Annotated in this window: 24 protein-coding genes; 7 read left to right on the top strand and 17 right to left on the bottom strand. The window is 38.3% G+C overall.

What is annotated here, in order from left to right:
• Positions 1-65: 65 nt before the first annotated feature.
• From ADM90_RS00335 to csaB, 4 genes are read left to right on the top strand one after another with little or no spacing between them, the layout of a single operon-like run.
• Positions 66-806, top strand: coding sequence for a WecB/TagA/CpsF family glycosyltransferase (locus tag ADM90_RS00335; protein WP_235473229.1), 741 nt, complete (start codon positions 66-68; stop codon positions 804-806).
• The gene (locus tag ADM90_RS00340) at positions 803-2,359 is read left to right on the top strand and encodes a putative polysaccharide biosynthesis protein (RefSeq protein ID WP_053993091.1); all 1,557 of its coding nucleotides are present in this window, start codon (positions 803-805) and stop codon (positions 2,357-2,359) included. Before ADM90_RS00335 ends, ADM90_RS00340 begins: the two co-directional genes overlap by 4 nt.
• A 19-nt stretch (positions 2,360-2,378) precedes the next feature.
• The gene (locus ADM90_RS00345; protein WP_053993092.1) at positions 2,379-4,292 is read left to right on the top strand and encodes a DUF5693 family protein; all 1,914 of its coding nucleotides are present in this window, start codon (positions 2,379-2,381) and stop codon (positions 4,290-4,292) included.
• Positions 4,292-5,374: a polysaccharide pyruvyl transferase CsaB gene (gene csaB / locus ADM90_RS00350; RefSeq protein ID WP_053993093.1), complete on the top strand. Its 1,083-nt coding sequence runs from the start codon at positions 4,292-4,294 to the stop codon at positions 5,372-5,374. The genes ADM90_RS00345 and csaB overlap by 1 nt, the downstream gene beginning before the upstream one ends.
• A 34-nt stretch (positions 5,375-5,408) precedes the next feature.
• Here the strand turns inward: csaB and ADM90_RS00355 are convergent, their stop codons facing one another.
• The 3 genes from ADM90_RS00355 to ADM90_RS00365 form a co-directional block, all read right to left on the bottom strand.
• Complete coding sequence (locus ADM90_RS00355) at positions 5,409-6,239, bottom strand: flagellin N-terminal helical domain-containing protein (protein ID WP_053993094.1); 831 nt, start codon at positions 6,237-6,239, stop codon at positions 5,409-5,411.
• 94 nt (positions 6,240-6,333) lie between these two features.
• Positions 6,334-7,179: a flagellin N-terminal helical domain-containing protein gene (locus ADM90_RS00360; RefSeq protein ID WP_053993095.1), complete on the bottom strand. Its 846-nt coding sequence runs from the start codon at positions 7,177-7,179 to the stop codon at positions 6,334-6,336.
• A gap of 320 nt (positions 7,180-7,499) precedes the next feature.
• On the bottom strand, positions 7,500-7,979 hold the full coding sequence (locus ADM90_RS00365) for a hypothetical protein (protein WP_053993096.1): 480 nt from the start codon (positions 7,977-7,979) through the stop codon (positions 7,500-7,502).
• Positions 7,980-8,276: 297 nt separating this feature from the next.
• Between ADM90_RS00365 and ADM90_RS00370 the strand changes: the two genes are divergently transcribed.
• Positions 8,277-9,851 carry a hypothetical protein gene (locus tag ADM90_RS00370; RefSeq protein WP_053993097.1) on the top strand — a complete coding sequence of 525 codons (1,575 nt, stop codon included), beginning with the start codon at positions 8,277-8,279 and terminating at the stop codon, positions 9,849-9,851.
• Positions 9,848-12,613 carry a DEAD/DEAH box helicase gene (locus ADM90_RS00375; RefSeq protein WP_053993098.1) on the top strand — a complete coding sequence of 922 codons (2,766 nt, stop codon included), beginning with the start codon at positions 9,848-9,850 and terminating at the stop codon, positions 12,611-12,613. The genes ADM90_RS00370 and ADM90_RS00375 overlap by 4 nt, the downstream gene beginning before the upstream one ends.
• 247 nt (positions 12,614-12,860) lie before the next feature.
• Here ADM90_RS00375 and ADM90_RS00380 read toward each other — a convergent pair whose 3' ends face one another.
• Positions 12,861-13,262, bottom strand: a complete 402-nt coding sequence (locus ADM90_RS00380) for a single-stranded DNA-binding protein (RefSeq protein ID WP_053993099.1) — start codon at positions 13,260-13,262, stop codon at positions 12,861-12,863.
• 279 nt (positions 13,263-13,541) lie between these two features.
• Between ADM90_RS00380 and ADM90_RS00385 the strand changes: the two genes are divergently transcribed.
• Entirely contained in the window at positions 13,542-13,967 is a 426-nt protein-coding gene (locus ADM90_RS00385; protein WP_053993100.1) for a YwpF family protein, read from the top strand.
• A gap of 140 nt (positions 13,968-14,107) precedes the next feature.
• Here ADM90_RS00385 and ADM90_RS00390 read toward each other — a convergent pair whose 3' ends face one another.
• From ADM90_RS00390 to ADM90_RS00450, 13 genes are all read right to left on the bottom strand, one after another.
• Entirely contained in the window at positions 14,108-14,518 is a 411-nt protein-coding gene (locus ADM90_RS00390; protein WP_053993101.1) for a hypothetical protein, read from the bottom strand.
• Between the two features lie 109 nt (positions 14,519-14,627).
• Positions 14,628-15,011, bottom strand: a complete 384-nt coding sequence (locus ADM90_RS00395; RefSeq protein ID WP_053993102.1) for a hypothetical protein — start codon at positions 15,009-15,011, stop codon at positions 14,628-14,630.
• Between the two features lie 147 nt (positions 15,012-15,158).
• Positions 15,159-15,602: a 3-hydroxyacyl-ACP dehydratase FabZ gene (gene fabZ, locus ADM90_RS00400; protein ID WP_053993103.1), complete on the bottom strand. Its 444-nt coding sequence runs from the start codon at positions 15,600-15,602 to the stop codon at positions 15,159-15,161.
• Between the two features lie 55 nt (positions 15,603-15,657).
• Positions 15,658-15,942, bottom strand: a complete 285-nt coding sequence (locus tag ADM90_RS00405; protein WP_053993104.1) for a DNA-directed RNA polymerase subunit beta — start codon at positions 15,940-15,942, stop codon at positions 15,658-15,660.
• Positions 15,943-15,989: 47 nt separating this feature from the next.
• The gene (locus ADM90_RS00410) at positions 15,990-16,829 is read right to left on the bottom strand and encodes a flagellar hook-basal body protein (protein ID WP_053993105.1); all 840 of its coding nucleotides are present in this window, start codon (positions 16,827-16,829) and stop codon (positions 15,990-15,992) included.
• A gap of 25 nt (positions 16,830-16,854) precedes the next feature.
• Entirely contained in the window at positions 16,855-17,688 is an 834-nt protein-coding gene (locus ADM90_RS00415; protein WP_053993106.1) for a flagellar hook-basal body protein, read from the bottom strand.
• A 21-nt stretch (positions 17,689-17,709) separates the two neighbouring features.
• A complete protein-coding gene (gene mreB, locus ADM90_RS00420; RefSeq protein ID WP_053993107.1) occupies positions 17,710-18,705 on the bottom strand; it encodes a rod shape-determining protein in 996 nt (331 codons plus the stop codon).
• 176 nt (positions 18,706-18,881) lie between these two features.
• Positions 18,882-19,142, bottom strand: coding sequence for a sporulation transcriptional regulator SpoIIID (locus ADM90_RS00425; protein WP_004269485.1), 261 nt, complete (start codon positions 19,140-19,142; stop codon positions 18,882-18,884).
• 136 nt (positions 19,143-19,278) lie between these two features.
• The gene (locus ADM90_RS00430) at positions 19,279-19,956 is read right to left on the bottom strand and encodes a M23 family metallopeptidase (RefSeq protein ID WP_053993108.1); all 678 of its coding nucleotides are present in this window, start codon (positions 19,954-19,956) and stop codon (positions 19,279-19,281) included.
• 37 nt (positions 19,957-19,993) lie between these two features.
• Positions 19,994-20,830: a stage II sporulation protein D gene (spoIID, locus tag ADM90_RS00435; protein ID WP_235473234.1), complete on the bottom strand. Its 837-nt coding sequence runs from the start codon at positions 20,828-20,830 to the stop codon at positions 19,994-19,996.
• 171 nt (positions 20,831-21,001) lie between these two features.
• The gene (murA, locus tag ADM90_RS00440) at positions 21,002-22,312 is read right to left on the bottom strand and encodes a UDP-N-acetylglucosamine 1-carboxyvinyltransferase (RefSeq protein WP_053993110.1); all 1,311 of its coding nucleotides are present in this window, start codon (positions 22,310-22,312) and stop codon (positions 21,002-21,004) included.
• A gap of 402 nt (positions 22,313-22,714) precedes the next feature.
• Positions 22,715-22,954: a DUF1146 family protein gene (locus ADM90_RS00445; RefSeq protein WP_053993111.1), complete on the bottom strand. Its 240-nt coding sequence runs from the start codon at positions 22,952-22,954 to the stop codon at positions 22,715-22,717.
• A gap of 82 nt (positions 22,955-23,036) precedes the next feature.
• On the bottom strand, positions 23,037-23,444 hold the full coding sequence (locus ADM90_RS00450; RefSeq protein WP_053993112.1) for a F0F1 ATP synthase subunit epsilon: 408 nt from the start codon (positions 23,442-23,444) through the stop codon (positions 23,037-23,039).
• Between the last annotated feature and the right edge of the window lie 13 nt (positions 23,445-23,457).

Below are 23,457 nucleotides of genomic sequence, written 5' to 3' on the forward strand. Positions count from 1 at the left end.
AGAATTGCTTTTGTGGTATGATAGATTGCAGTGAAAAAGGAATTACAGAAAGGTTTGAACACTATATGAGGCATGTAACGATTATGGGCGTACCCTTTTTACATATCCATCAGCAAGGGTTTGTTGATTTACTCGTTCAGCGTATTGAACAGCAAGAAAAGACTTTCGTTGTAACAGCGAATCCTGAAGTGGTGATGCAGGCAAATGAAAATCCTACGGTGATGAATTATTTAAAGCAGGCGACTTATATTTGCGCAGATGGGATTGGTGTTGTCAAAGCAGCGCAAATACTTGGCGAGTCGTTACCAGGTCGTGTCACTGGTTATGATACAATGGTACGACTTTTAGAGATTGGACAGCAAAAGCGCTTTAAAATTTATTTATTAGGGGCACAAAAGGAAACTATCGACAAAACGGTGGCTAATATTCACAAGACCTACCCGAATGTGGAGGTTGTCGGCTATCATGATGGCTTCTTTGACTGGAATAACAATAGTATTGCGCAGGAAATTGCTACGTTACAGCCTGACCTTGTATTTGTAGCATTGGGTGTACCAAGACAGGAAAAATGGATTGCGGAAAATCTCGATAAGTTTTCAAAGGGTGTATTTATCGGTGTGGGTGGTTCCTTTGATGTTATTGCTGGTACTGTCAAGCGTGCACCAGTTATTTGGCAAAAGCTGAATCTCGAATGGTTCTACCGCTTGCTACGTCAGCCAAGCCGCTTCGTGAGAATGCTTGTTCTTCCACGCTTTGCTCTCAAAGTTTTCGCATCAAAGCTTAAAGGTCAAGGTACAGCAAAATGAGTCAGTCCACATTTGTTAAAAGTACGCTGATCTTAACGATTGCTACGTTACTTTCGAAAATAATTGGCAGTATGTTCCGTATACCGCTTCAAAATATTGCTGGGGATGATGTACTCGGTATTTTTAACTTTGTCTACCCTATCTATATGGTCGCATTATATTTATCAGTTGCAGGTATTCCGATCGCCATTTCAAAGCTGATAGCAGAAGCTAATACGCATAATGATACCGCTAAAGTAAAGAAAATTTATGTAACAGCAAGCATCCTTACCCTATCCTTTGGCGTCATTAGTTTTGCCATCATTTATGGCTTTTCTGGTCAAATTGCCAATGCACTTGGTGGACCTTCAACAGAAATTGCATTAATTATTGTGGCTCTTACATTGCTTGTTGCCCCATATATGGCTGTTTATCGAGGGTTTTTCCAAGGCTTTGGAGATATGCGCCCTACTGCTATTTCTCAGGTACTTGAGCAGTTTGTCCGTGTTGCTTTAATTTTAATTGTTGCCTATTGCCTTGTTACTATGAATTATTCCAATAATATTGTAGCTGGCGGCATTATGGTCGGCTCTGTAATTGGAGCGCTTAGCTCACTGCTCTATTTACGCTTTAAATATTTTCGTTCTTCGTTCAAAGTAACAAGCAAGGAGAAATATACGGCTAGGGATTTTTCTATTTGGAGTAAAACCATTTTAAAAATTTCTATTCCCATTGCAATTGGTTCTGTAACAATGGCTCTCTTTAACTTCGTGGATTCGTTCACAGTTTCATATGGTTTAAGAAGTGCAGGAACAGACGCTGACAATATTAATTATCTTTATGGTATCTATGGTCGAGGGCTAACGTTGGTACAAATCACAACAGTCTTTGCCTCTTCGATTATTCTGCCTCTTGTACCATTAATTACAACAAAGCTTGCAGAAAATAAATTGGATGATACACGCAGTATTATTGAGCAGACCCATCGTATGACACACCTTATTTCTTGGCCTGCTGCTATCGGACTTCTAGCCTTAACGCTACCTTTAAACATTGCACTTTTCAAAGATTTAGAGGGAAGCCTAATGTTAGCAATCATTAATTTTAGCGCTGTCTTTACATCCTTAACATTGCTTGGCACAGGCATTTTACAGGGTATGAATGCAGCAAAGGCAGGAGCATTGATTATTATAAGTGGTGTTGTCCTAAAAATATTTGCCAACATCTTCTTTATTCAAGCATTTGGTCTTGATGGGGCTGCCTACGCAACATTGCTTGTATACCTTGTGTTATTTATTGTGAACTCTATTTTTATTTATCGTATGATCCGCTTCACTGTTTTTGGAAAAGATACGATTAAAATGATTATAGCCTCGATTGTTATGGGTGCATTGGTTGGTTTGCCAACACTATGGCTTGATATTGCAAATTGGACACGATTATGGGCACTTGGGTATTTAATTGTCACAATTATTATGGGAGGAGCTATTTATTTCCTTCTACTATGGCTAACGAAAGCAATTCATAAACAAGATTTAAAGAGAATCCCAATTATCGGAAAAAGATTTTCATAAATAAGAGAGGTAAACATTTATGTCAAAACAGAAATGGCTTTGGGGAATGATTGTACTTTTACTTGTCGTTTCCTCTACAGGTATGATGAAGAGGTGGAATGCTGAGCAATCCAATGATGCTTATGAAATGGTTATTCCCCTTGATGAAATACAAACTGCTAGTAAAAATAGCGATTTAACAATGGATGAAATCCTTTCCTCTTTAAAGGAGGCTGGGCTAACAACAGTTAGTTTAGAGCCTCTAACGTTAAAGGAAATGGAAAAGCAAAACCTGATTACGATCTATGAAGAAAATGAATTAGCCGCACAGCTATTGTTTACGCCTTATAAAGATGAGGTTGATGTAACAAAGCGTGGGTACTATATTCGTGTGCCTGATCATGCAAGCTATCGGCAGCTAATTGTGGATAGTATTCACCCAGAGGAGGTACAAGTAGGAGAAGAAGTCTTTTATTTCCTGCCTACATCTAACCATCATTATGATTTAAAAACACCTATTGGCTATGACCAACCTGCCATTGATATGATAAGTAAGCATGGGCTGGCACATATTTTTAAAGTTGAAAATGCAGGTAACGAAGTAGCGAATGAACAATTCGTGCATCAATTATTGGCACTAAAGGATGCCTCTGCTGGCCGTTTGCTTGGTGCAGGTGATGAAGCAATTGGCTTTGGACAAGAAAATGGACATATATTAGTAGAAAAATTAAAGGATGCTGGCTACTACTTCTATACAATTGAAAGTAATCCACTAAAGGGCGAAAATAAAATCGCTCAAATCACAGATTACAATATAATTCGTTTGCATAGCATTAATGTGAATCGCGAGACAAAATTAACAGTAAATGCAAGTATTGATCGTACAACAAGAGCTGTTAAAGAGCGTAATATCCGTTCTATCTTCTATCATATTAAAACAACGGGTAATCCGAATGAAAATATCAAGGAAACCGTTGAGTACTTAACAGGGGTTCAGGATAATATGCCTGACCATTTTAAGCTTGCTGAACCAAAGCTGTTTGATAAGGTAACAATACCAGTTTGGGTAACAGCACTTGTATTACTAGCAGGTATTTTATTTACCTTTGCTGTTTCAGAATTAGTGAAATGGATGCCTCTACGTTTAGTGGCAGCTGGCTTTATGGCTGTGTTAGCGATTGCGTATATTTTACTGAAGAGCACGCTATTCTTACAGGCTTTTGCCTTAATCATTGCAGTGCTTGCACCAACCTATGCAGTAATTAAAACAGCCAATGGTTCTACACAAGTATCGAAAATATTGATCCAATACTTAAAGGCAGTAGGCATTAGCCTTATTGGGATTGTAATTGTCATTGGTTTATTAAACGGCAATGCCTTTATAACAGGCTTTGCAGCGTTTAAAGGCGTTAAGCTTGTTTATGTGATTCCAATTTTAGGTGTATTACTGTTTACAGTGATTGAAATCAATCGACTAGTTGATCAAAATCTTAAAAGCTCATTATCAAACACTGTGACATTATTAAATAAAGAGTTGAAATATTGGCATGTGCTTTTATTAGTTATTGTTGCAGGTGTTGGATTATTTTATATTAGTCGAACAGGTAACTCTGGCTCTGTTAGTGAGCTTGAGCTAGCATTTAGACAATGGCTTGAAAACACATTATATGTTCGTCCAAGAACAAAGGAATTTTTAATTGGTTTCCCATTCTTTGTTTTAGCATTATATGTAATGGGCATTAATCGCAAATGGGGTAGTATCCTGCTTGTACCGGGGGTTATCGGCTTCTTATCTATGGTAAATACCTTTACACATCTACACATTCCAGTAGCTGTTTCTGTATTGCGCACATGCTATAGTGTGGTTCTTGGTTTTGTCATAGGACTTGTCTTTATTTTAATTTTTAAACTTGTCTATCGCTGGGCTTCTAAGGCAATTGCGAGGTGGTCCTAATGCATATTGTATTATCAGGCTACTATGGATTCGATAATGTTGGTGATGATGCTATTCTCTTAGCCATTATTCAATCTTTAAAGAAATGGCAACAGGATATCGAGATTACTGTGCTATCCAACAATCCAGCAGCTACCGAGCAAACATATGGTGTAAAGGCAATGAATCGTTGGAAATTAAAAGAAATCCGACAATTGTTGAAAACGGCAGATGGTCTAATTAGCGGTGGCGGTAGTCTGTTGCAGGATCAAACGAGTATGAAAACAATCCCCTACTATGCGGGCATTATTCAAATAGCAAAATGGTTAAAGAAGCCTGTATTTGTTTATGCCCAAGGAATGGGGCCCATTAATCACCCGATTAGTAAGTTTATTACGCGTCAGGCCTTGACTAAAATTGCTCAAATTACAGTGAGAGATAAAGCCTCTCAAACCTTGTTAACAGAGATTGGTGTTCAAAAAGAAGCTATCGTGGTCCCTGATCCTGTGATGGGGCTAAATGGTACTGATTTTCATTGCGATTGGCTAGCCAAAGAAGCACTAGCAGATGAAAGCTATATTGCTGTAAGTGTTCGTGACTGGCCATCTGTCATAGCATATAAGGAGAAAATTGCACATTGTCTCGACCAGTTAGCCCGCCAAGGTGAGCACATTGTCTTTGTTCCCATGCATGGTGAGCATGATTTAAAAACGTCAAAAGAAGTAGCTACGCTCATGAAGGAAAAAAGTATAATAGCACCTGCTGATTTATTGATTGAAGAAAAAATAGCTGTGATTGGACAATCACAACTGCTAATTGGGATGCGACTGCATTCTTTAATCTTCTCTGCTATTTATGCAACACCATTTATTGCGATTTCTTATGATCCAAAAATTGATGCATTTGCTGAAATTGTAGAGCAGCCTGTAATTGGGCATGTGGAAATAGATGATTGGAACGGTGTCACATTGTTTGAGCAAGCTGTAGCCATTCTTGAATCTTATAGTACTGTCCAGGAAAAATTAAATCAGGCTGTCCAACCATTACAAAATGAAGCAACAGCAACAGCAAAATTAGCACTTGAAGCCTTTCGTAAACATTAAAAAAATGATGAATTTCAACGGTCGTTGAAATTCATCATTTTTTTGTGACATCTAATAATGTTAAAATCGACTGTGCCTGCTGCATATGCATTGCCAGCACATACTGACCTGCCTGCATTAAAATTTGAGCCTTCACCATATTCATGATCTCTTTCGCAATATCTGCATCTCGAATACGAGATTCGGCATCTTGTAAGTTATCTGCAGTATTAACGTTTACATTGTAGGCATGCTCCAAGCGGTTTTGATAAGCGCCTAGCCGAGAACGCTCATTGGATACTTGCTTTAATGCATCATCCATCGAAGAAATAGCTTGATTCGCCTTCTCGCGTGTAGCAATTGAAACATCTTGTACACCAAGTGTTTCAGCGCCCATATCATTGATAAATAGCTCAATATGCTGCCCTGCATTCGCCCCTGCTTGAATTTTAATACCCTTTGTTGAATGATCTCCATTTAACAATGTCTTTGTGTTAAATTCTGTGTCTGTTGAAATACGCTGAATTTCCTTTTTTAATTCTTGAAATTCAAAATCAAGCTGCGCACGGTCATTGTCTGTTAAGGTATCATTGGCTGCCTGTACTGCTAACTCACGCATACGCTGTACGATAGCGTGTGTCTCATTCAGTGCCCCCTCTGCCGTTTGTACAAGAGAAATACCGTCCTGTATATTTTTAGCTGCCATATTCAAGCCACGAATTTGAGCTCGCATCTTTTCAGAAATTGCAAGGCCTGCTGGATCATCTGCTGCACTATTGATTCGATAGCCTGAGGAAATTCGTAGCATTGCCTTATTCATCGTATTGTAGTTTTGATTCATATTACGAAGAATGGATATGCCTGTTGCTGACCATTTACCGAGCATGACTTCACCACCTTTTTTAATTAAATTTTATATTATTTTCCATAACTAATTATTTAGGACTGCAAAAGAGCCGTGTCGAATATAGATTCATTATTCAATATATTGGATTTTTTATTGTTCTATTCTCTAATGATTTCACAGTTGATTGTGCTCGTTGCATATGTAAAATAAGCATCCTTTGGTTGATGTATAATAGCATCTTCCATTGTATCCGTTGGGACCATTTTCGATTCACATAGCTATAACGAATACGTGATTTTATCTCTCGGATACGCACCTTTATATCTTGGATACGTAACTCTATATTTTGTAAATCAGCAATGGTCTTTTGATGGCCATTATCAGTTTGCTCCAGCCAATTTTGGTATGTCTCCAATTTTGTACGCTCGTAAGATACTTTATTTAATGCATCATCCATCATATTAATCGCTTGGTCTGCATTTTCCCCAAGAGCAACTGAAACATGCTCAATCGAAAGGGCGGCTATATCCATATCACTTATATGTAATTCTATATTTTGTCCTGAGTTTGCCCCGACATGAATTTTTATCCCCTCATTGGCATAATTCCCATTGATTAAAGCTTTTTTATTGAATTGCGTATCCGTCGAAATGGCTTGAATTTTTTGCTGTAATGTTTTAAATTCTAAGTCATATTTCTCACGATCATTATTTGGCAGCGTATCACTAGCCATCTCTATCGCTAACTCCCTCATCCGCTGGGCTACAGCATGTATGCTATTTAATGCTTCTTGGATTGTCTGAATAAGTGCAATGCCCTCTTGTATGTTTTTACTAGCCACATTCAAACCACGGATTTGTGCATGTATTCTTTCAGAAATAGCCAACACAACAGAATCTCCTTCAATATTATCCATTGAATAGCCTGCTGCTGTAATTCGTAAAATCGGCACTTTTTTTGTTGAACGTCTTCCAAACATCACTTATCATCTCCTCCCCTCTTTTTATCGGCTAACTTTATTATTTTTTCAATTTGAGAATCCGTAAAGCGCAAACCTATTGCAAAAATACTACCAAAGTTGAGGTACATATAAAAGAGGGAATTAATGGTAAATGGCTTTTTATGCATTATTCTGCAGCTTCAACCAACTGCGATTACGATCTATAAATAGGAACATACCATAAGCTAAGTATCTGTGTTACAAATGAAGGTCTATTAATTAGTAGGCTTTTTAACATTCCATTGTAAAAGCACCTTCTTCTCATTAAATGAAAAGTAGGTGCTTACTTGGAATTTCGTCTATTCAATTTCGAACCCTCCAAATTGATGGCTCTTTTGCTGTAGTAAGTCAAAAAAGAGTGCTTTATTATTTTCCGCTAATGCTCGATCAATTAAATGATCAAAATTCTTCCCCTCTAATTCTGCTAGAAGCTGATCGATTTCGCCAACACTTACTGTTGTTACAGTAGGTTGAACTTGGGGCTGTGGTACAGCACTATCGAGAATTGGTGCTAGATGCTCATGAACATTTGTAATAAGTAGTAATTGATAAAGTGGCAAACGGATAAAACGATTGCCTTTCTGGAAAACAAAAACCTCAGATAAGTTTTCAATTTGCTGCGTCTTCAAGTTAATCATCATCTCTTTACCTTCTATAGGAATGAAATGGAAAATCTCATTCTCTTTTAAGATTGAGAAGTATTGATAAGCAAATACGAGACGTAATTTATCTCCAGTAATTTTTGTGTAAAATGGCTTCATATATTGAACTTGCATCATCCTTCATCCCTCCCTAGTTATCTGATTATTCAGATTTTAACACAAATTAAAAGTCTTGTTAACTATCTTTGCTTCAATTTTTTTCTTTCTGATCATTCAGCTTATCATTAGCGTGTTTTAATCGTATAATGGAAAGACAGTCTTTTTTTCCTTTATCCCGTATTAACAGGCTGTAAGTTCCCCACTACAAAATGTAAGGTAAAGCTAAAATGTTTACGTGGGAATGAAGAACCCCCAATGATGGAAGGTTCACTTTATAGCAATTAACCATGTTAAATAGATGAAAGGGGTGAGGTTATGGCATTGTCTATATCGCAATTAGCTAAAGATCATCAAGAATTCGTGCTCACTAAATTAAAAGAAATTGAACAAGGGTTACATCCTTCCTCTACAGAAGATGAAGAGCTAGTACGTCGTGCTGTTTTTTCTGTAAGGAATAAATCCATTGTGTTTGAACGCTTCAATGGCGTAAGTTCTATACTATATGCAAGCGTTCAGGATGTCAGACCTGCTTCCGTTGAAATTGATTTTTTCAAAGAGGAGCTACGCTGTAACTGTCCTCAAATAAAATGGTGTAGACATCGAGTTGGTGCATTGCTTGCTCTTTATCAATATTTTGATTCTGTCCAAGATTGGTCAAGTGCTTGGCGGGCGCAAAAATCTGCCCAACTAAAAACCTTAGCCGCTGATCGCAGTCCAGAAAGCTGGAGAATGATGGTTGACGAGGTAATGAAACGATTATTGCCACCTGGCCGAATTATAGAGGGGTATGGACTTTCGGCTATAAGAACAGATGCGTTAGAACGTCTTCGTCGACATATGCCCTATGAGAGGGAATGGCAGCCTCTTTATAAGCTCTTTATGGAATTAGCCATTTTAAATACAATATGGCGTCACTTAAATGAAACACCTGGACATTCATTGGATTCACCATATATGAAATATTTTATTGATCAAAGCAATCAATCGTTTGAAAGCATCCTAACAGAACTCACCAATCGTTCTCGCCTTTTTGCAACGGATCCGTTTTACGATGCATTGCAGGAGCTAGTGAGAGAGTTTTTATTGGAGCAGAAAGGGTTATTTCCAGTTCGACTTCACCTGTATATGCTGCTTTGGGCAGTGCTTTTTTATGAAAAGTCACGGCGTGAACAGGAACTAGTCTACTTAAACCAGTTAGAAAATCCTTCAGGGGAAATTTCTTTGTCCTCGTTACAGCTATTATTTTATGTGCTACTACAAAAAGAGGATTTACTACAAGAAAATTTAGCACAGGTCGATCTATCACAAATGCACGAATTATTTGAGCTTGCTACCTTTGCTCAGCGTGCTGGTGAAACCCATGCACTAGCAGTTATTTTACGTGCTATCCTTCCATTGTTAGAAGCTTTTTTACAGACTGTCTTACCAGTTGTACAGCGCGCTCCATATGTACGACAATTCCAGTTACTTTTCGATGAAATCGAGCTTACTGAGAAGGAAGAAGCAATGTTATATAGTGCCTTTGGTGTATATGGTATTCAGCCGTTTTCAAACTTTTTGATAAGGAAAGGACGTTATCGTGAATGGGCTGCTCTGCATCAGTTAAATCCTTCATCACTTTCTTATTTAGAGATGTGTGGATTAAAGGATGTACTACAGGTTGAACCCGCTACAGTCTTGCCCCTCTATCATGTCTATGCAATGGCTGAAATTACACAAAAATCACGTATGAATTATAAGCAGGCTGTCCGCATTTGGAAAAGTATGCGCAGTGCGGCAAAGCGAGCAGGTAAAACGGCTTACTTTGAAACATATATGAATACCATTCGTACAGAATTTAAACGTCTTCGTGCATTACAAGAAGAAATTGAGAAAGGAAACTTAGTATGAACTCTATCAATGCCCCTTCCCCATTTTCCAAAGCACAACAGCTTCGTATTGAAGTAGCTCGGGAAGGATATTTTATGCTACAGGGCTTTACGGCTGACGGCAAAATTATTGATGTCGACACCTTTATTTCTTCATTATTTTTTAGCTATGAAGCAAACATTTATGGTTTATTAACAAATCGAGCTGATTTTATAATTGAAGTTTCAAGTGCTGAGCTTCTCGATATTTTTTCCTCACGCTACCAGCATCCCTTTATTAGCTGGTATGGCGCGGATGAGGAAAGTAAGGTGTGGCTAGATAAAGTAGTGGCATTACAGCAATATTGGCAAGAGCCGTCACTTTGGTCATATGCTGTTATTGCAGAGGATCTTTCCTCATTAGCATTTTCAATTGAGCATGTAGATTCAGCATTATTACAAATAGCTGTGCAACAAAAGCTCTCACAAGTTGGCTTAATTTTATCTGATTTACCAAAGCTTTTGCCCTTTTTCTTACGTGGGGGTTGGCCATTAGAACAATCGCGCCAAGCTGGGACAGTTTCGGTTTCTTTACGACTCAGTGAGCCAGAGGAGGATTCTGATGTATGGCTAGTAGAAACCGTTCTTAGTACAGCGACAACTAAAAATTATTGGACACCTGCTATTCGTAAGCAATCTTTATCGATAGTAGAGGCACTTCCTACAAAGTGGCAAATGTTTGCGGATGAAATTGAACAGCAGCAACAGCAAATTGTAGACCTATTATCTAAGGATGCTATAAGAAGTGATATTTTTATTCGAACAGCACTTGAAGATGCTGAGGTACGATTATTTTTACGTGAGGACCTTGCTAGATTGCAGGCACTTGGCTTTGATGTTGTACTACCAGCATGGCTAAAGGATTTAAAGCAATCTAAAATGCGTGTGCGCGTCACGACTAGCAATGTAGCAACAAAAAAGGTAGCTGGATTAGATGATATTTTAACATTTAAATGGCAATTTTCTATGAACGGACAATCAATTTCTCCTGAGCAATTTAAAAAGCTTGTCGATGAGAAACGTGAATTTATTCGTATCGGTACGGAATGGTTTCGTGTAGATGCTCATTGGATGCAGGAGATGCGTGCATTGATGCAACAGGCTGAAGATGAGAGTTGGACGGTTCGCGAATTATTATTTAGAGAATTACCTGAAGACTTATCCGCTCCTCTTGAGGAAGAAGATGCCGATGATGCAATGAGAGATGACCCTCTATTTGCCTTAGAAATACAGCAATCCTTGAAAGCCTATATGGAGCAGCTTTTAGAGAAAAAAGGATTACCTGCTGTACGAGTTCCAGCCACTTTACAGGCAGAATTACGCCCTTATCAGCAAGAAGGCTTTGAATGGTTAGTCTTTATGCGTCACCAAGGTTTTGGTGCTTGCTTAGCTGATGATATGGGTCTAGGGAAAACCGTTCAACTTATATCCTATCTTCTTCATGTTGAAGAAATAACAGATCATCCAAAGCCCTCTATCATTATTTGTCCAACCTCGGTACTCGGTAACTGGCAAAAAGAGCTTGCTCGCTTTGCACCTTCCTTGACTGTGCATACGCATTATCAGACAAACCGATCAAAGAATGATATGTTTAAACAGCTAGTGGCAGCTGAGCAACCACAAGTTATTTTATCTACCTATGGCACAGTATCACAGGATGCTGAGTTTTTACAGGAGATGAATTGGGCAACCGTTGTGCTTGATGAGGCGCAGAACATTAAAAATATGCAAACCCTGCAATCAAAGGCTATTCGTAAATTACAGGGAGCCCATCATATTGCCCTCACTGGTACACCTATAGAAAACCGTTTATCTGAGCTGTGGGCTATTTTTGATTTTATTCATAAGGGCTATTTTGGTAGCTTTAGCCGTTTCAATGAAGAATTTATTATGCCGATTGAACGTGATGAATCTGAGGCACATAAGCAAAAGCTGCGGGCTAAAATTCAACCATTTTTATTACGTCGTACAAAACGTGATCCGCATTTACAGCTTAACTTGCCAGATAAACTCGAATCGAATGAGTATTGCCCATTAACAGCTGAGCAAGCCTCTCTATATGAAGGCTATATTTTAGAGACACTTGACCAGCTAGAGCAGTTAACAGGCTTCCAAAAAAAGGGACGCGTTCTAAAAATGCTTAGTAAATTAAAGCAACTATGTAATCATCCTGCCTTATATTTGAAGGAACCTTTCGAGGATGCCGAAACAATGCTTGCACGTTCGACAAAATTGGAGCGCATTGTGCAAATGGCTGCTGATATTGTAGACAATGGTGAGCAATGTCTTATCTTTACACAATATATAGGGATGGGACAATTGCTACAGCATTGTTTAAGTGAATTATATAATGTGGATGCACCATTCTTAACTGGTGCCATGCCTAAGCAGCAGCGTGACCGCTTAGTAGAGGCTTTTCAGGCAGGAGATTTCCCTATATTTATCCTCTCTTTAAAAGCAGGTGGAACAGGGCTTAATTTAACAGCTGCTAACCACGTTTTACATGCGGATAGATGGTGGAATCCAGCAGTTGAAAACCAAGCAACAGATCGTGCTTATCGAATCGGGCAAACACAGTTTGTGCAAGTCCATAAATTTGTAACAATTGGCACGATTGAAGAAAAAATTGATAAAATGCTGGTGCAGAAATCTGCATTATCAGAAGAACTAATTCAATCAAGTCAATGGTTAACTGAATTAGAGAATCAGGAATTACGTGATTTATTAACATTGGATATATACTAATCAGATGCGCCAAGAGTCAAATATTCTTGGCGCTCTTTTAGTGGAACCATACTTTTACTTCTTTTTCCCTACTTACTTCATTTCCCTATTTAGTTGTGTTGAATGGTTCATTGCTGTGCGGTCTTCAGCAACGGTTGTTATAAATGGTACACATCACCCCTTTCTTGTTATTACGGTGCAAGGAATATAAGGAGAATGGCGGATCAGACAATGTTTTTCTCTTGCGCCGTATGTAAAATTGAACAACCTACGTTCCTGGCAGTACAAAATCCTTTAAGTCTTCCTGTTCCTTCGGTGGCTGTGTCGATGCAATCGCTTCGTCACTATTCCTTGGTTTTAGCTGATAAAATCGAACATCTTCTATCACTATCTCTGTCATAAAAATCTTTGTGCTTTCTTCGTTTATAAAAGATCTTGATTGAATGCGTCCATTTGCGCCAACCAATGAGCCTTTACCGCAATATTTGACAATATGCTCTGCAAGCCTTCCCCAAGCTGTGCAAAAAATAAAGTCAGCATCTATTTCCCCTCGGCTATTTTTATAATTGCGGTTAATGGCAAGTGAAAAATGAGTCTGCACACGATTACCAGATAAATAGCGTAACACTGGATCTTTAGTAAACCTTCCGACCAGTCCGACTTGGTTCATTCGTTCACCTCCTTTGCTTTTAATTGCTCTTATCTTACAAAAGGATGCTTTTATTAGCAAAATTCGATATTGATAATTTCTAGGAAATTTTAAGCATAAAGTGAGTAAATTCGTATTTTTATTTTTCTGTTTTTTATTAATTTTGGAGTGTTATTGCTTGAGGCTGTAGTGATCAACGCTATTTCACTAAATTAGCATTTTTGCAGTTTTTAATAACGTAGAACATGCATCTTCATATGTTATACTAAAGAAATGACAGACTAAGGAGGAATATATGTAATGAAAACCTTTAAAATGCTTTCCTTTGACCTTGTCACAAAAAATGGCGTGCAACCATTCCCTTTAATCGATGGCATTATTATTAATCAGGAGAATAGCCATCAATCTTGGATTCTTGAGTTATTTATGGAGCAACAATATCGCCCAACCTTTGATGAGCTTTTAGCAACTGGTACCGTCTTTAATGTACGTGTAGTAATCTCATTCCCAGATAATGAACCTGCTCCTTTTCAGGTGATTGTACATACTATTCAAGAAATTGGTGATCATATTTCAGTGCTATTAAAAGGTACGCTTAAAATAAAGCGCTCTAAATATGCTGAACAATTACTCTCCGAGCTACTGGCTGAAGGTGTGTCCCTAGAAAATTTACTGGAACGCTTTAAAAATGATATGAAACAGCGGCCAAAATTGAAAAATGACTGATGACGATGCAAATGACTGCATCGTTTTTTGTTGGACAAATTCCCATTTTACGTAAATTCTTAATGTTACTTTAATGTGATACTAGGTATGAAAACATGAAAAAAGAGTGTTTCCCTTTTTTAGGAAGCACTCTTTTTTTATTATCGGTTGTTCATGCTATCACGATACTTTTCAGTCTCGTTGACCTTTTCATCGACAACATCATTATTATTGTTTACGTTGTCATTACGTTCAACACCGTTTACTCCATTTGCATTTGGTGTGTTGTCATAACCATTCGTACTGTTGATATCGGCATTTGAACCAGGTGTCGTCGCTTCAGGCACCGTTGTATTTTCATTTATCGTACCTCGATCAACACCATTTACATTGCGGTCATAGGTACCATTACGATCATTTGGTTCTAATGCATCCTCGACATCATCCACACCACGGCGAACATCATTCTCGACATCCCTCATCGGACGATCCTCTACCGCTCGATCACCCCAGTTACAGCCACCAAGGAATACAGTAGCTAGAATAATCGTTAAAAATGACATTTTCCACATAATAAAAAACCTCCTTTCTTCGGTACTATGTCATCAAATACATCAGCTGTATTTGTGATCCTACATAGATTGCCCGGGAAAGGAGGGAACTATCCGATTTTTGTACAAACTATTTTCGTTTTTCTTTTAATAATTGCTCAATATATGCTGCTTCTGCTTTACAGTCATAACTATAATTTGTACCTAGCTCTTTTTGCAATGCTTCGATTGTTGCAATTTGCTTTGCTGTTGGTTCTTCATTTAAAATTTTCGCAATGACCTCATCGATTTTTTGTGCCATCTCTTCATGGAACTCTGTACTCATCAATGTGTCAGCTGGGATTTTTTCAATCCATGCGGCATTTTCTTGAAAATACGTTTGCCAGCTTGCAATGAAGTCTTCCATGGAAAAACGCTCTTCATCCCAGTCAATACTTGCTAAGTATGCTTCAAAAGATGTTGAAATCGAACGAGTAATGCTAATTTTAATACCTGAAGACAATTCCTTATACATCTTAATAATCCTCCTACGTTTGTACAACCTAAAAATCACATCTATTTCAATTCACAATCGCTTATTTACCATCGCAATTTAAGAACCGACTCAATCAATTTTTGACTTGACTTATTTATTTTATATCTTTTGATCTATAAATGCAAATCAAGCTTGTGTCGATTGCTCTGGTCCAATAGCAAAAAGAATATCCGCTTCACAGACAAGTTCGCCATCAACTGTTGCTATACCATGACCTTTGCCCATTGCACCACGAAGTTTCACAAACTCGACTTCAAGCTTAAGCTGATCGCCAGGTACGACTTGACGTTTAAAGCGACAATTATCAATGCCTGTTAAAAAGGCTAAACGTCCCTTAAATTGCTCGGCATTTAATAAAGCTACTCCTCCTACTTGTGCTAATGCCTCTACAATTAATACACCTGGCATTACTGGATAGCCTGGAAAATGGCCATTAAAAAAGTCCTCGTTGATGGACACATTTTTTAAGCCTACTGCACGCTTTCCTTCTTCTAATTCTAAAATGCGATCTACAAATAAAAATGGGTAGCGATGTGGTAAAATAGCTTGAATTTGTTCTGCTGTTAACATATTATTTCCCCCTCAAAATTAAGTATGTATACACAAAGCAAGGTAAAGAATAATACTATTCTTTACCATTCATAATATCAAATATATGTTGCCATGTTTCTTTTTTAAAAATATCCATAGCATTTCCTTCTCCAATAACACTGAAGCCAAACATTGCGCCCAAAGCTGCGGCAGCAACAACTAAAATGAGAACAATTACAATGCGTAACCAAATCGGAATCAGTCGGATTTGCACCCATCGAACCTCGCGTTGGTCTCCATTTGAGCGGCGTTCTTTCTCTTCTGGTTGCGTATCGGTTTCTTGTGTCGGCACAGAACGTCGACGTGAATCGTTTGTCATAGATTGTACTCCTCTTCATTCCTTACTATGCGTTTTTGGATAACTTACTATCGAATGCCATTAATTAATCCAAGCATTTGGTCTGCTAATGTAACTGCCCTTGCATTGAATTGATAAGATCGTTGCGTTTGGATAAGTTCTGTCATTTCCTTTGAAAGGTTGACATTGGACATTTCTAATGTACCACTTTGCATGCCAATTTGCTGACGATCTACACCAGCTAGCTCTGTCAAGACCTCTGCTTGTGTATAGCCAAGCTCAGCTAGATTAGCTGGTAAACCAATATAAGAACCAGTAATATGCTCCATCAATTGGGGTTTTTGGAATTCTGTTACAGCTAACTCCGTACGAATAATGTCTCCATTCGGATATGACGCTTCTAATACACCACCATTCCCAACAGCAAAGCTTTGTACTGTATCTGGTAGTGTAATCGCTTGTCCTGCTGCATCGGCTACTGGATAGCCCTCTGCCGTTACTAGCATAACAGTGCCATTTTCTAATGGCGATAAATAAAAGTCACCTTGTCGAGTATACACTGTTTCTGTTCCATTTTCACCATTTGGCATTAAAATATTGAAATATTGTTTAGGTTTTGTGAAAGCTAGGTCAAGATCTCGATTCGTTTGTTGCAATGACCCTTGTTTGTGATTGGATTGAATTTGTCCAAGCATAGCACCTGTTCCATAACGGATGCCAACGGGGGTTTGGCGCTCAAAGCGATCCCGTTTATCATTATTAAATTGTTGATAAAGTAGCTCATTAAAGGATGCTTCCTGTGCTTTAAAGCCAACTGTATTACTATTGGCAATGTTATTACTCACTGTATCGAGCTTATGTTGCAATTGCCCCATTGTATTTGTTGCCGTTATCATTGTACGTAGCATTTGTAACATGCCTCCTGTTCACCCGTTAAATTCTTCCGATTTCATTAACAGCCTTTTCCATACTGCGATCATATGCTTGTAAGATCTTTTGATTTGCTTCAAATGCACGATAGGCTGTCATTAAATCTGTCATTGTGCGACCAGAATCTACGTTTGAGCCTTCTAAATAGCTTTGACGTAATGTAAAAGTAACGTCAGCCGCTCCATATGCAGTAGGTAGATTCTCGCCATCCTCTGTGCGTAGCAGACCATTATCTTGTTTCAATAGCCTGTTCGGATTAGCGGCAAATGATACACCAACACGAGCTACTTGCTGATCATTCACAAAAATAGCGCCATTTTCATCGAGACGAAAATCATCATTCGGCACTTGAATACGCTGTCCCGCATCATTTAGCACATACAAGCCTTGCCCATTTACTAAGTAGCCTTGTCCATCTAATGTGAAATTACCGTTACGTGTATAGGCTTCACCACCATTTGGGTGTTCTAAACGGAAAAAGATTGAGCCCATGACACCCTCTTCATCCTGTGGTAAATTTCCATCAATTAACGCCATATCGGTTGTAAAATCTGTATTATAGATTTGACCTTGTATGTAATTGGGCAAAGTTTCTTGTAAATATGTTCCTGTATTTAAAGCGCCTACCTGACTCATATATTCAGCACCTACTTGTTGATAGGCAGGAGCGTTTGTTTTTCCAATGCTCGACATCAACATATCTGGAAATGAACGGATTGTAGATTGATCTGCCTTAAAACCTGGTGTATTCGCATTTGATAAATTGTTGGTTAGTAATTCTGTTCTTCTTTGTTGCGTGATCATACCTGTTGCAACTGTATAAAATCCTTTAAACAAAGAAATCACCTCATTTTATTTTTATAAGGATGCTGGCACACGATCAATGTTTTCAAGCATAATGCCTGTCCCAATCGCTACACAATCCATTGGCTGTTCTGCAATAAAGACGGGAACTTTTAATTCTTCAATTAAGAGCTGGTCCATACCGTGTAATAATGCACCGCCACCTGTAATAATAACGCCACGATCAATAATATCGGCTGATAGCTCAGGTGGTGTTTTTTCTAAGACATTTTTTGCTGATTGAACAATCATTGCTACCGATTCGTGTAATGCCCGTTCGATCTCCTCAGAGTGAATGGAAATTGTGCGTGGTAGACCTGTTACCATATCACGGCCACGAATATCCATTGTATCATTGCGACTGCCTTTGAAAACCGTACCGATTGTCATCTTAATTGCTTCCGCTGTACGCTCACCAATTAGTAATTTATATTCTTTTTTAATATATTGCAAAATATCGTTATCAAACACATCTCCTGCAACTTTAATGGATTCACTTGTTACAATATCACCCATTGATAGAACTGCAACATCTGTTGTTCCGCCACCAATATCCACTACCATATTGCCACTTGGCTGAAAGATATCCATACCTGCACCAATTGCTGCTACTTTTGGTTCTTCCTCTAAATATACCTTTTTTCCACCAGATTTTTCAGCTGCTTCTCGAATCGCTTTTTGCTCAACACTTGTAATATTCGTTGGACAGCAAATTAAAATACGCGGCTTTGCTAAAAATCCTTTTACATTTAATTTATTGATGAAATGTCTTAGCATTGCTTCTGTCACATCAAAATCTGCAATTACACCATCACGTAATGGACGAATTGCAATGATGTTACCTGGCGTTCTCCCTACCATTTGACGGGCCTCTTCCCCTACCGCTAATACTTTATTTGTCTTTTTGTCAATCGCCACCACAGATGGTTCATTTAAGACGATTCCTTTTCCTTTAACATGAATTAATACGTTCGCAGTTCCTAAGTCAATGCCAATATCCTTCGAAAACATTCTATAATTTCTCCTTCCCGCCAGTTCCAACTACATAACGTTCATTTTATCTCTTTATCTAGGTTATTTTATCATATTACATTGGTAATTTCACCTAAATTTAGTGAATAGGATTGTTTTCTTTCTAGTCAAAAATAGTAGACAAGGCTCGACTAACACAACAAAAAAAGAACGAATCATTCTTGACTCGCTCTTTCCTTCCACTTGTTTTTTGTTGCTTCTCCTCCACGAATATGACGTACGGCCTTATGATAGGCGAGTATTTCTTTTACTTGGTCAGCTAATCCTTCATGAATTGTTGGTAATCGCTCTGTTAAATCCTTGTGCACCGTACTTTTTGAATAACCAGTCATTTTCGCGAGGACACGCACAGTCTCACGCGTCTCAATCAGTAATTCACCGAGGCGTATGCAGCGCTTCCGAATGTGCTCATGCACGTTCTTCGTCCTTTCCACACAATTTCACAAAATGCTTTGGCAATCAGATGCACATTTGCGCATTTCTTCACCTTATGTAAGGACAAAGCTATTCAGAACACGTTTTACATTTTCCTGTCAAAATCCTGACTGTGTATTAAAAGGCTAGTAGTTTTTTCGGATTAATATACTTTCCGTCTTCAAGAACTTCGAAATGCATGTGAACGCCAGCCGCTTGATTCCATTCGTTATCAGTTGCTTTTCCTAAAGCTTGACCTTGCGATACTTCATCGCCTTCCTTCACGGCAATATCTTTGATTGAGCTATAATGCGTTTGCATACCATTTGGATGCTCAATTACGATCTTATTACCTGTAAAGGCGTCTAGCTTCACTTCTAGCACCTTTCCACTCATAGCAGCTACTACTTCGAATTCCTCACCATTCATCGCAAGAGAAAGACCAGAAGATGTTGTAAATGTTTGATTAAATACCATTAGTGCATTTTCGCGAGATTCTTCATTTGCTTCTAATTCATAAAACTCTTGTAAAACTTGTACTTTACTAAGTGCCTCTTCTTTGAATGGATATTTTAATTTTTCAGTACGTGCATTTGTTTCTACCACAGGACCTGGCTCTACTTCTGCTAAATCTGGTAACGGTGCCTCCTCTACTTTTGATACGAGACTATTGTAACCAAATAACAATCCTGCTAGAACAAGTGCACCACCTGTGTACACTGCTGGCCAAAACCAAGGTTTCTTTTGTAATTGACCATTTTCCTTTTGATTTGGATTTTCATTTTGAGAAGTTTTACTATTTTTATCCTCTCTCATTTTCATCACCTCTAGTTGCAGTGTGAACAACTAGAAGTTATTTTAAACATGCATCTATTTTTTTTATTTCAATATCCTGATAATAATAGTGTAAAATTTCATCAGCTGTTTTCCCTTCATTTGCCATCGCCTCAGCTCCATATTGACTCATCCCTACTCCATGCCCATAGCCTTGTGTGTTGACCCGAACCTTTTTGGTGCTCGCATCATAGTTCATTGTAAAATCAGTTGAAGGGATACCAAGAAGCGTGCGAACCTCTCGCCCTGTCCAAACATTATTCCCTAACTGCAAGCGCTCTACACGCCCCGACTCATTATAAAATAGCTGTATACGATTAAAATCACTAGGTTGCCATTGTACTGGCCATAATGAATTCCATTGTGCTAGTGTCCACTCCTGCTGTGCCTCAAATTTAGGTGATGCTTGATCTGCTATACTTGCAACACTTTGTAAATATGGTATTTCATTTCCACTATAGCCATAAGCACTTTCTGTTTTACCATTGCTTGTTGAATGGAACATAGCCGTGATTAATTCATTATGGTAAAGCAGAACTTGTCCTTTCGTTTCATTGATAGCTTCGACAATTTTCTTTTCATTTCCCAGGAAATTGCTAGCCCAATTCGTTTTTCTTTGCTTCTCATCATAAAAAACTTGCCTTGCTACAGTTGGAGCAATCGCCTTTTCACCATAATTTGTTGTTTTTAATGCATATGTGCGTGCTGCAATTGCCTGAGCTTTCAATGCCTCCTTGTGAAAAGAAACAGGCATCTCTGCCGCCACTACACCTGTGATATACGTTTCTAAAGGAATTTTGTCTTGCTGTCCCTCCACTTCTATCAAGATTTCACAGGAATTTTCCCCCTTTTTCAAAGTTATATCCTCCTGTCTCTCACTAAACGCCACAGGTAGCATATATAACGCTCCCATTAAACAAATAACAGCTATACTAATCATCCATTTTTTCATAGGAAATAATATGCTAGATTGCAGTTGAATATGAAAAACCCTCTGCTCATAAAAGCAAAGGGTTTTGAAAGCAAATTAGTTTGCAGGTAATTCAATTATTATGTTTTCTTTGGCTACAACTTCTTCTGTAATACGTTCGATATTTGCACCTAGGGACGCTAATTTGCCGTGGAAGTCCACATAACCACGATCTAAATGATAGAGCTTTGTTACACGTGTAATGCCCTCAGAGACAAGACCTGCTAAAATAAGTGCAGCCGCAGCGCGTAAATCCGTTGCCATCACTTCCGCGCCTTGAAGATTTACAGGTCCCTCGATAAATACGGAACGTCCTTCAATTTTCGCACCAGCGTTCATGCGACGGAATTCCTCCACATGCATAAAGCGATTTTCAAATACCGTCTCTGTAATAATACTCGTACCTTCTGCTGTTAACATTAAAGCCATCATTTGTGATTGCATATCTGTCGGGAAACCAGGGTGTGGCATTGTTTTAATATCAACTGCTTTTAAAGCCTGTGGAACACGCACACGTACACCCTCATCTAGCTCTGTAATTTCTACACCCATTTCACGCATCTTTGCAATTAAAGCTGTCATATGCTCAGGTACCGCATTTTCAATGATAACGTCGCCCTTTGTAATCGCTGCTGCTACCATAAATGTGCCAGCTTCAATACGATCAGGAATAATATGATGCTCGACTCCATACAATGTATCAACACCTTCGATACGAATTGTATTTGTACCTGCACCGATCACACGACCGCCCATATTATTAATGAAGTTTGCAAGATCTACGATTTCAGGTTCCTTTGCAGCATTTTCAATCACAGTCGTCCCTACTGCAAGAGATGCAGCGGTCATAATATTTTCTGTTGCTCCAACACTCGGAAAATCTAGGTAAACATTTGCCCCTTTTAAACGACCTTCTGTTCTTGCCTCTACATAGCCATGACCAAAGGTAATTTTTGCACCCATTGCTTCAAAGCCTTTTAAGTGTAATTCAATCGGACGAGATCCGATTGCACAGCCTCCTGGTAGTGCTACACGAGCATAACCATTACGAGCCAGTAAAGAGCCCATCACTAATATAGATGCACGCATTTTGCTAACAAATTCAAACTGAGCTTCACTAGAAAGTTCTTTTGTGGCATCTATATATACGGCATTGTCTTCAGGTATATATGTAACTGCTGCGTTTAAACTTTTAAGTACTTCATTTATTGTAAAGACATCTGCTAAATTCGGGACTTCTTTAATTACGTTTTCTCCCTTTGAAGCAAGTAAAGATGCCGCAAGGATTGGTAACACTGCATTTTTTGCGCCCTCTACACGTACTTTTCCTTGTAGCCTTTGGCCACCTGTCACTATTATTTTATCCACCCTATGTCCCTCCGAATTCAATCTATTAACCTAACAAGTTTTTATTTTAAAAAGAAGTATAATGTCATAATCAGTAAACAAACAAGTCTATAGTACAACTTTTCTAACGCTCGTTCAAGCGTCCAAATCACTATTTTAAGGCAATTTCGGATATTTTGCTATTTATTTATTGTACGCAGGCAATTTTTTTTTGTGAATGACCAATACCCTGTGTACTTCTAATACATACCCAAAAATATGTGAACAAAAAACAAATTTTATCTTTATTTAGTTGCAGACTTCCATTTCTATCAAATGATAAACTCATTGACAGATTTTTTACATAGCTCAAAGGACCACACAAATGATTATAAAGTCCTTTGAAATATGTAGAAGTTTTATTAGGCGAATAAAGGAAATGTTTTAAAATAAATAGGGAAGCTTACCAGACCAACCAGAGATCTGAAGGAAGAAATTAGATACTGCCGAACCGATCGCAATACTTAATAAAATATAAATAAGTTGAATTTGAAAAACTTTATTTTTTTTAAATAACTTCTCTATCATAAATGCTTGTAATGCATAAAAAGTAATAGCAATAAAAAATAGATGAGATAAAATACCTAGTAATGCTTCTTGTCCTATTGCTTCATATAATTCCATGTTTCCTCCCCATTCCTTCTTCTTGCTTATTCTCCCTACTTTAAAAAACGGGCAGATGCGATATCTGCCCGTTAAAAATGAATTAGATATTACCCTCATGAACGTTGATACGATTCAACGCACGTTTTAATGCTAGGTCAGCACGTTTGAAATCAATGTCGTCTTGTTTACTTTGAAGACGTCCTTCAGCACGTTTAACGGCTTCTTTAGCACGTTGAACATCGATGTTTTCAGCAATTTCAGCAGACGGCGCTAAAATTGAGATTTTTTCTGGACGAACTTCAATGAAACCACCACTAACTGCAACAATATCAGTCGAACCGTTTTCTTTTTTTAGCTTCACTGCACTAATAGCAAGTGGAGCAACCATTGGAATATGGCCTGCAAGAACACCGATTTCTCCTGAAGTTGTTTTGGCAATTACCATTGATACTTCAGAATCGTATACTGGGCCGTCGGGAGTGACAATATTGACTTGAACTGTCTTCATATTTTTTCCTCCT

Origin of the sequence: Lysinibacillus macroides (assembly GCF_001281525.1) — a bacterium.
Lineage (GTDB): Bacteria > Bacillota > Bacilli > Bacillales_A > Planococcaceae > Lysinibacillus > Lysinibacillus macroides.